This is a genomic window from Cryobacterium sp. TMT2-42-4, assembly GCF_004402645.1.
Taxonomy (GTDB): domain Bacteria; phylum Actinomycetota; class Actinomycetes; order Actinomycetales; family Microbacteriaceae; genus Cryobacterium; species Cryobacterium sandaracinum.
In genome coordinates, this window is record NZ_SOFT01000013.1 from 1 (window position 1) to 8,668 (window position 8,668).

Genomic DNA, 8,668 nt, shown 5'->3' on the forward strand with positions numbered 1-8,668 from the left:
CGACGTCCACTATGGCCTCGCCGCCGGCAAGGCCGTCGAGCGGGCGGCGACCCTCGCCGCAGCACGCGCCCGGAACCCCGAGCGCTTCAGCACCAGCTGCGACCCGAAGATCCTCGCCACCCCCGACGCGGCCTGGATCAACAAGCCAACCGAAGCTCAAAACGTGGAGCCGAAACTAGCCGCCTAAACTCACGCTGGCCTCATTCACCTTGACAAATTCCGGGATGCCGATCGTCAGATCCGGTGAGACCCTTCCATCGCTGAGTCGGCAGTTGAACGATACAACCCTCACCGCACCTTCTGCCGCGGCGGCAGCGATGCGTTCCTTACGTTTTACCTTGGGAGGAGTAACTTCTCTGCAATGGCTGGCTGCCGGCAAACGGATCGTTCCCAACGAGGAGCGCGGGCATCGCCTGGTCCTGCGGAGTCCCAGATGGAGAAGCACTGGACCCTTGGTTTCCTCGACGGTGCGGTTTCGTATGCCGACCTGCAACGACGCTTCGGCTCGTGAGCTCTGAAGCAAGCCGCTGCCCAACAGCAAGCCTCTCGTTTTGGACACGACACCCTGCGGGGTCGAAAACCGTGTCGAGCATGGGCGACTGGGTCCTGCGGTAAACCCACGGGGAGACAGCGTCCCGCCTCGTCACTCACTGCGCTATTTCCTGCACGGATGTCTGCAACCGGCATCATCACGAGTTGGACAGGGCGGCGCGCCATGCGAGCCGCCCTGTTTCCAGGTGCGCGACGTCGTTGTGTGCCCCGCCCCATCCGCCGCTCGCTACATCATCGATGATCAGGTCGGCATCGATGTTGTAAACGGTTCCTGCGGACAGGCGCGTGCTGGTCGTCACCTCGGCGATCGTCAGATTCTTCGCGCCTGCTCCCTGAAGTCCGAACGTTCCGACAGCGCCCCACTTGGGCACTGTGCCGCCTTCGCCCAGCACGAGGTGGTCCGCTCCGCCGGGCATCCATGCTGCGACCCGGACCCCTGCGGGATAGAACCTCCCGAGCGCATAGTCCCACTTGCTCTGCGACGTGACGATCGGCCCGTCGACGAATCGCCGGTCGCGCAGCATCCGAAACCGACCTGGCCTACCCGTTCCGTATGCGTCGTCCGCGAACGCCCACAGCGATAGAGCGCCCTGCATGAGCACCATCGAGCGAACGGGATGTGGCGGCGGGGTCCCGTCGCCGAGCACAGCCCCCGAAACTACGATGCATCCGAAGCTGTGGCCCATGACGTGCACTCGTGCATGGTCGCCCGCCGCTCGCTGCAGGTCGCGCAAGAGCGGCGCGACGCCGGCTGTGCCGACGGTGAACGCGCGCTGCTTCATCTTCCAGAACGAGAGTTGGCGCAGCGCCAGGAGGGGAAGTCCGAGGAGGGCTCCGCCGCCGAGCACTTTCCCTTCACCGGCGATCACCGCCGCGAGAGCGGTGTCCTCGTCATCGTCACTGGGCAGCGGCGGCTCCTCTAGGTTGATCGCACGCTCGAGGTCGCGCAGCGCCTTGCGCGCGGGGGCGGATTTTTCTAGACGGATGGCCGCGGCCTCGGCGTCGATGATGGTCTTCAGTGCGCGACGCGTCGTCGCCGTGTCTCCGAGCAGGTCGGCGTAGGCGTCGACAGCTTCGGCCACGGATGCCGGAAGTGAGGTGTCGTCGGGGTCGTTCTTGTCGTCGCCGGAGAGCGTCTTGCCCTCTGAGTCGCGCTCGACGCGCGTGGGCGCGAGGGCGAGACTCGGCCAGTGCACGCCCACGACGAACGGGCGGAACTCGCGGGACGTCTTCGCCGGCATCGCGTCGAGAAACGCGTCCACCCACAGGTCGTACTGTCGCAGGGCTGCATCCCAGTCCCCGTGCCAGCCGTGGCTCATGACGAACACGTCAGTCGCGTTCGAGGCACGCAGCGCTTCGAGCACCGCGTCGCTCGCAAGGTCTCCGGAGTCCGGTTTCTCGTTGCCATGCTTGTCGAATTCGATAAGCCAATACTCGATCTTGCGACCGTCGACCTGCGTGCGTACTAGCGGCATGGCCCCTCCTTCGGTGTGCGTCGGGTTACAGCGGATCAGTCAGTCAGGAGTGCCGGGGCGAGGTACGTGTCGCTCGCCCCGTGCAAGCCGTAGGCAAGCCCGAGCGCATTGCCCTCCTCGATCATCGCGAGGCGCAGATCAAGCAGCGCGACGCCTACCGGCACGCCCGAGAGGATGGAAGCGAACAGCCGCCGGGCGAACTCGTCGGCGAAGAAGGTGGCGATCTCACACTCGGTTCCGATTACGGTGCGCGCACCGCGGTCGAGGAAGTAGTTGGGGAAGTTCACGGTGTACTGGGGCGAGAGCTCAGCCGACCGGCAGGCGTTCACGAACACGAGCGGCCCCTGCTTGAGCTGCGAGTTCGTCCCTGCGTTGAAGGTCAGCTCACCTACGGTGACAGGTTCCTCGGTGAGCTGCAGCCACGACGCATCTGGGAGGGGATGGCCGGACGTGCTCGCGCCCGCCCCCGCGTGGCAGAGGAAGTAGAGCACCTGGTACCGGGAGCGCGATCCAAGGGAGGTCATCAGTTCGGCGTTCTTGGTGCGGTCCTTCACCGTGATGCCGGGCGACCGCTCTTTCGCCTTCGACCAGAACCCCCGCTGGTTCCGAACAGCGGGGATCTTCTGCTCGTCATCGATTCGTGGGTCGAAGTGCAGCGCGACCGAAAGCCCGTTCTCGACGGTGATTGGCGCTGCGTGGCGAGGAAGGTTCACCACGAGCTCTTCGATAACATGCCGCAGGCCCAGGAACCGATCCCACCGCGGCTTCCCCCTGAGCGATGGAGTGAGGTAGAGGGCGTGCCAGGGCACTCCGTACCCGTCGACGACGAACTGGATGCGCTGGGGCGGACCCGCGGCGCCCAGTCGCGAGACGAGCAGATCGCCGATCGCTGCGGCGCGGGTGTTGTCCTTGCGCAGGTAGAAGAGCTTGCGCAGCAGCAGTCCGCCGGCCTCCGCGAGTCTTTCGAGTGCGACGTCGGAGGACTTTTGATCGATGTGGATGCTTGTTTGATACGCACCGTCGTGCGACAGGCTGAGCAGCACGTCGCGCACGTGCAGGACAGCGGCGTCGAGCTCGAAGCGCGACACGTCGAGCTCGGCCTCCATAGCAACGTCACCCGAGACGACGCAGCGGAATCCGCCGTTCATGTCGATGAACGACAGGGCGAGGAACCGCGAGCTGTCGACCTGCAGAGCATCCATCGCCCGCCCGATGCTCGCGGCCGGGATCAGCGCGGTGGACTCCGGTGCGTCGCCCGAAGTCGTGGCCGCGACATCGACAATGAACGACACCTGGGACACGATGCTTCCCATTCGAAGCAGCGTTGCGGTCAGATGGGCAGGACCTTTTTCGCGCGGGGTCACCTCGAAGACGGCAGGTCGCTCGCTCGTGCCGTCTCTGCGCATCACCAGAGGCTGGAGCCGCTGCTCCTCGTCGATGTCGATGTCGGTGGAAGTGAGCTGCACGATCATGGGGAGTCGGTTCTTGCCTGGCGGGAACACCACCGAGAACTCGCCCTCGTCGGGCGCGCCGTCGGCTGCAGGGACGCCAAAGTCGACAACGACCTCGACCGGCGTCTCCACGGTCGGCGCGCCCTTAACCCGAGCCTCAAGGGCGGCCAAGACGGTCTCCTCCTTCGCCGAGCCGGATCCCGGCGCGCTGCCTGCAGAGGGAGCCTCGGTCGCTCCGGTCACAGTTGCCTCCGGGCGGGCGTGCATCGAGGGCCCCGCCGTCTCGCTCGCCGGGGCGGCCGGCGTCTTGGCCTTCTTCGCCTTCTTCGGGCGCGCGGGGCGAGGAGCCGCGGCGAGCCTGCCGATCCGTGGGGGAAGCCTGAGGATCAGTCCGTCTAGGGGAGACCCGTCGAGTCCGGGCGTCACTGCGCCCGAAATGAGCGGCCCCGTTGGGAGATTGGGCGCACGGAACTTCTCGTTCGGCTGCAGAAGCCAGGAGCGCACCCCGGATTTCAGCACGACCGTGTCTGGGCCGGGCGACGCCTCCAGGAGTGCAATGCGCAACTCTTCGTCATCATCGAGCGCCTCCAGCAGTGCTTCGATGAGCTCCTGCTGGCCACGCGACTTGCGTGGTGCCGAGCGGTACGTCGTGAGAGCATCGCCGAGTCGCGCATGTGAGTAGATCAGGCGCGAGTCCATGTCACCGAGGCGTCCCAGCATAGACTCGGTGTGCGCAAACAATCCGTCGCAGGTCGTCACGCTCGCTCCTTGCTCCCTGGATTCACAATGGCCCGGTCTGCGGCGCGTGTCCAGAGCTTCTGTACGTCCCTCTTCACACGCGCCTGGGTACCTCTCAGAGGCACCCTCCCCGTTAATGGCTGCGATCAGCGGAATGAGCCCTTCCTTCTACGCGCAGAGGATGACCCAGAATCTTCGCGTCGACGGGTCGGTTGACAGCGACAACGTGGAAGCCGAGAAGCCGCGAAGCGAAATCCGGAAGAAGCACCAGGCTGAGTCCAGATCGACGCGTGTGCCTACGAGGAAACCTGCTGCGCGAAAGGTACGCGCAAACTAGACCGCGGTCGCCTCAGTGCCGCAGCTGCGCCTCCGCCGTTGAGTCCGGACGGCCTTCAACCGGAACCGACACATACGTGCGAAGCCGCGCTGCAATGGGGAGGAAAATCGCCAGGCCTGTGGAGGAAATTGCGTTCTGCAGGTGCCTGCGATCCGCATCCTCCCGAGTTTCGCGAACGGCCCACCAAATGTCCCGGAAACTCTGTCATTTTCCGTTCACGTCTGCACAGCATCGCGTGTGTTCCCGGGGTTGTGCAGGCGAGTGTTGAGCACTGGTTTTTCCGTTCACCTCTGCACTAAAATGGGTTTTGCTCACTACTCCTCTGCACAATAAGGAGGTGGCGGGGTGGACGCGGAATCGGTACGTTTTGCTGAGTCCGGCACGTTGACGATGCCGGATGTTTTGTGGGATCGCACGATGAGGGTGTCGGCGGTAATTGCGCCGTTGGCGGCTCGAGCGGTCGTGGGTCGGGCCGCGGTCGATGCGGCCGCATTATCGCTGGGGATATCGCGCCGCCAGGTCTATGTGCTGATCAAACGCCATCGAACGGGGTCGGGGTTGCTGACGGACTTGGCTCCCGGACGTTCCTCGCATGGGAAAGGCACATGGCGTCTGAACGCCGAGGTCGAGGACCTTGTTCGTGAGGTGGTGCGGAAGCAGTTCCTGACCCGGCAGAAGCGAACCCAGGCGGCGGTATGCCGCGACATCGCGGGAGCGTGCCGGATGCGACGGCTTCCAGTTCCAGCGCGGAACACGGTGGAGCGTCGGATTCGGGCGTTGAATCCGGTGGAGGTCGGCCGGCGTCGGGGCGGTCCGAATGCGGTGCGGCCGTTGCAGTCCGCCGGCGGCAACGTGCCGGTTATCGGCACCATTTTGGAGCAGGCGCAGATTGATCACACGGTCATCGACGTGATCGTCGTCGACGAGAGGGAACGACAACCGATCGGGCGCCCGTATCTGACCGTGGCGATCGATGTGTGCAGCCGGTCCCTGGTGGGGATGGTTGTCACACTGGAGGCACCGTCAGCCGTGTCGGTGGGCTTGTGCCTGGCCCATGCTGCCACCGATAAGCGGCCGTGGCTGGAGAGCTTGGGTGTTGACGCATCGTGGCCGATGAGTGGGAAGCCACGCCAGCTGTACCTCGACAATGCCAGCGAATTCAAGAGTGAGGCGCTGCGTCGCGGGTGTGAGCAGCACGGGATCGAGTTGGCGTATCGGCCTCCGGGCCGGCCGCACTACGGCGGAATCGTGGAGCGGGTGATTGGCACCGCGATGCAGCAGGTTCACGAACTTCCTGGGACCACGTTCTCCAATCCGGTCGCGCGTGGCCGGTATGACTCGGAGCGGATGGCGATGTTGACGCTTGGCGAGTTGGAGAAATGGTTGGCCTTGGCCGTGGCCAGCTATCACGGCAGTATTCACGGCACGTTGGGGCAGACACCTACTGGCCGGTGGGCCAAAGGAGTTGCCGCGACCGGGATGCCGGCGGTGGTCTCGAACCCGACAGCGTTCCTGATCGACTTTCTCCCCGTTGTGCGGCGCACCCTGACGCGGACGGGATTCGTCATCGACCACGTCCACTACTTCGCCAACGCGTTGAAACCGTGGATCAGCCGGCGCAACACGTTGGATGCGTTCTTGATCCGGCGGGACCCGCGGGACCTCAGCCGGATCTGGGTGTTGGACCCCGACGGTCACGTCTATGTAGAGGTGCCGTACCGGACGATGGCGAACCCGGTCGTGAGCCTCTGGGAGCACCAGCGTGCCCTGGCCCGGTTACGTGAGCGTGGCATCGCGCAGGTGGATGAGGCAGTCCTGTTCCGCATGATCGAGCAGATGAGGGATATCGCCAGCACCGCGTCGAAAACCACCAAACGCATGCGCCGCGATACGCAGCGACGTGACACCACAACTGCCGCGGCAAAGAACCGCGCCCCTAGCCCTGGCACCGTGGTGCCGCCGGAACCTTCGAAGGAATGCCAGGAGGACACGCAGGCCACTGCGGCACGGGTGGTTCGATTCGATCAGATCGAGCAGTGGTGACCATGCCCGACGGCGTCGCACCTGATTTATCTCACCTGCACCCGTCGGTGCAGGCCAGTGCACAACTACCGGCGGGCGAGCGGGTGGCATTGATCCGAGCGGACCGGTGGATCGGCTACCCCCAGGCTGTAGTGACGCTCGCCCGGCTGGAGGCCCTGCTGGGCTGGCCCGGCAAGCAGCGGATGCCGAACCTGTTGCTGGTGGGGCCGACGAATAATGGCAAGTCGATGATCGTGGAAAAGTTTCGCCGGGGGCATCTGCCGGTGACCGAAGCGGACCGGGAACACATTGCCGTGTTGTGCGTGCAGATGCCCTCCGAACCGTCCGTGTTGCGGGTCTACATCGCGCTCCTCGCCGCGCTGGGCGCGCCTCTTCAACCCCGGTGGCGGTTGGCCGAGGTGGAGCAGATATCGCTGAGTTTGCTGCGTTCAACGGGGGTGCGCATGCTCGTCATTGACGAGTTGCATAACGTCCTGGCCGGGCCAGGCAGCAGCCGCCGGGAGTTCCTCAATCTGCTGCGTTTCCTCGGCAACGAGTTGCACATCCCCATCATCGGTGTCGGAACACGAGACGCGTATCTTGCCATCCGCTCCGACGACCAGTTGGAAAACCGATTCGAACCCGTTGTCCTTCCCTTGTGGATTGTCAGTGCTGACACCGTGTCGTTGCTAGCCAGCTTCGCGGCCGCGTTGCCGCTGCAGCGTCCGTCGATCATCGCGACCGACGATATGGCCCAATATTTGCTGGCTCGATGCGAGGGAACCATCGGGGAACTCGCCCACCTCCTGACAGCTGCGGCGATCTCCGCTGTAGAAAGCGGTGAGGAAAGCATCAACCAACGCACCCTGGTCATGGCCGACTACCTTGGGCCGACCGAACGACGGAGGGTATTCGAACGAGAACTGCTGTGACCAGGCCGCGTCAGTGGCCCGCTCATCCGGCTCCGATCGACGGTGAAACGCTGTCCTCCTGGCTGCACCGTATCGCCGCCTGCTATAGCACCGACCTCACCCACCTCGGCGATGACCTCGGCTTCACGCTCGGATGGCGCCCCCCTGAGGACATCGACGTGGCAGCAACATCCGCCATGATCAACGTCCTCGCCGAGCGCACCGGCGTCACCCCGGACCGGTTACGGCAGATGAGTGTGGCCGGCTGGGTCCCCTGGCGGCTCGATAACAGTGATGAGGTGCAGCAGGCAGAGCAACGTACGTGCCGGTTCCCGGAGTGCGTCCACCCCGCCGTGAGCGCGGACTCTGGCTCTGGTAGGCCCCCCGAGTACTGCGATCACGTGGGGCACAACCGGGCCGCCGCCTGGCGCGCACGGCGCCGTCTGGCCGCCGAACCGAGCCGGAACATCGAGGACGAGAAACGCCCAGTTGACGCCGCGCGCCAACGCGCCGGAGAGCTCAGCGACCAGGTCGCCGGAATGCTCGAGCACTTGGGCCAGCAACTCACCGCCCTCATCGAGGAGCTTCGGATTGTTGCTGACCCGGACGCTGCTGAGGCCCAGATCGAATCAGTGACGACCGAGGCCGCCACACAAGTCGCCCTGCAAACACCCGAACCCGCCGCGCCGAGCAAGCTCAACGTCAAGCCGACATGGAGCGGCTGGAAGCTGACGCCGCAGCAACGGAAGCATCAGAGCTGGCAGACCAGCTGCACGCCGACCTCGCCCTCACTCAGCTTGAGCTGCGCGACCGGGCACTTGCTCTCGACCAGGTGACGGCCGAGTTAGTCGCCGTCCGGTCCGCGGCGAAGGCTCAGAACGCACAGGCACAGTCAGAGCTGCCCCAGCTGCGCGAGCAGCTGGCGACCGCACGCACGCGACTGGAGGAGGCTGAGCACGAACGCGACGCCGCCACCGCGCGCGCCGAGTCGGCTTCTGCTGCACGGGCCGACGCGGAAAAACGTGCCCAGGGCGCGGTCGCCCGCGCCGCCGATGGGTTACGTCCCTGTGAGTGGTGTGGTTTCCCGCTCTTGAGTGTTGCTTCGTCAACGTGAAGAGCCACCGTGGGATGGTCAGTGAGTACCGACTAAAGCAACTCACAAAGGACACCACACGATGGCTC

At 65.0% G+C, this 8,668-nt stretch carries 5 protein-coding genes and 1 pseudogene; 4 read left to right on the top strand and 2 right to left on the bottom strand.

Annotated features, from left to right (window positions below):
• Nucleotides 1-187 (top strand): annotated as a pseudogene (locus tag E3O18_RS03940) (IS3 family transposase); the annotation flags it as partial.
• Between the two features lie 502 nt (nucleotides 188-689).
• Here the strand turns inward: E3O18_RS03940 and E3O18_RS03945 are convergent.
• Both E3O18_RS03945 and E3O18_RS03950 read right to left on the bottom strand, forming a co-directional pair.
• The gene (locus E3O18_RS03945; RefSeq protein WP_134397330.1) at nucleotides 690-2,027 is read right to left on the bottom strand and encodes a hypothetical protein; all 1,338 of its coding nucleotides are present in this window, start codon (nucleotides 2,025-2,027) and stop codon (nucleotides 690-692) included.
• Between the two features lie 35 nt (nucleotides 2,028-2,062).
• A complete protein-coding gene (locus tag E3O18_RS03950; protein ID WP_134417521.1) occupies nucleotides 2,063-4,237 on the bottom strand; it encodes a CHAT domain-containing protein in 2,175 nt (724 codons plus the stop codon).
• Nucleotides 4,238-4,943: 706 nt separating this feature from the next.
• On the opposite strand from E3O18_RS03950, the gene E3O18_RS03955 reads away from it, so the two are divergent.
• From E3O18_RS03955 to E3O18_RS03965, 3 genes are read left to right on the top strand one after another with little or no spacing between them, the layout of a single operon-like run.
• A complete protein-coding gene (locus E3O18_RS03955) occupies nucleotides 4,944-6,596 on the top strand; it encodes a DDE-type integrase/transposase/recombinase (RefSeq protein ID WP_347232332.1) in 1,653 nt (550 codons plus the stop codon).
• A gap of 2 nt (nucleotides 6,597-6,598) precedes the next feature.
• Nucleotides 6,599-7,507 (top strand): TniB family NTP-binding protein, encoded by a 909-nt coding sequence (locus E3O18_RS03960; protein ID WP_134417527.1) that lies wholly within the window; start codon nucleotides 6,599-6,601, stop codon nucleotides 7,505-7,507.
• On the top strand, nucleotides 7,504-8,322 hold the full coding sequence (locus tag E3O18_RS03965) for a TniQ family protein (RefSeq protein ID WP_166784875.1): 819 nt from the start codon (nucleotides 7,504-7,506) through the stop codon (nucleotides 8,320-8,322). Before E3O18_RS03960 ends, E3O18_RS03965 begins: the two co-directional genes overlap by 4 nt.
• Nucleotides 8,323-8,668: the final 346 nt, after the last annotated feature.

Bases quoted from the DNA above. Each gene is read 5' to 3' on its own strand.
- E3O18_RS03945 (WP_134397330.1), bottom strand. From the start codon at position 2,027: ATGCCGCTAGTACGCACGCAGGTCGACGGTCGCAAGATCGAGTATTGG.
- E3O18_RS03955 (WP_347232332.1), top strand. From the start codon at position 4,944: ATGCCGGATGTTTTGTGGGATCGCACGATGAGGGTGTCGGCGGTAATT.
- E3O18_RS03960 (WP_134417527.1), top strand. From the start codon at position 6,599: ATGCCCGACGGCGTCGCACCTGATTTATCTCACCTGCACCCGTCGGTG.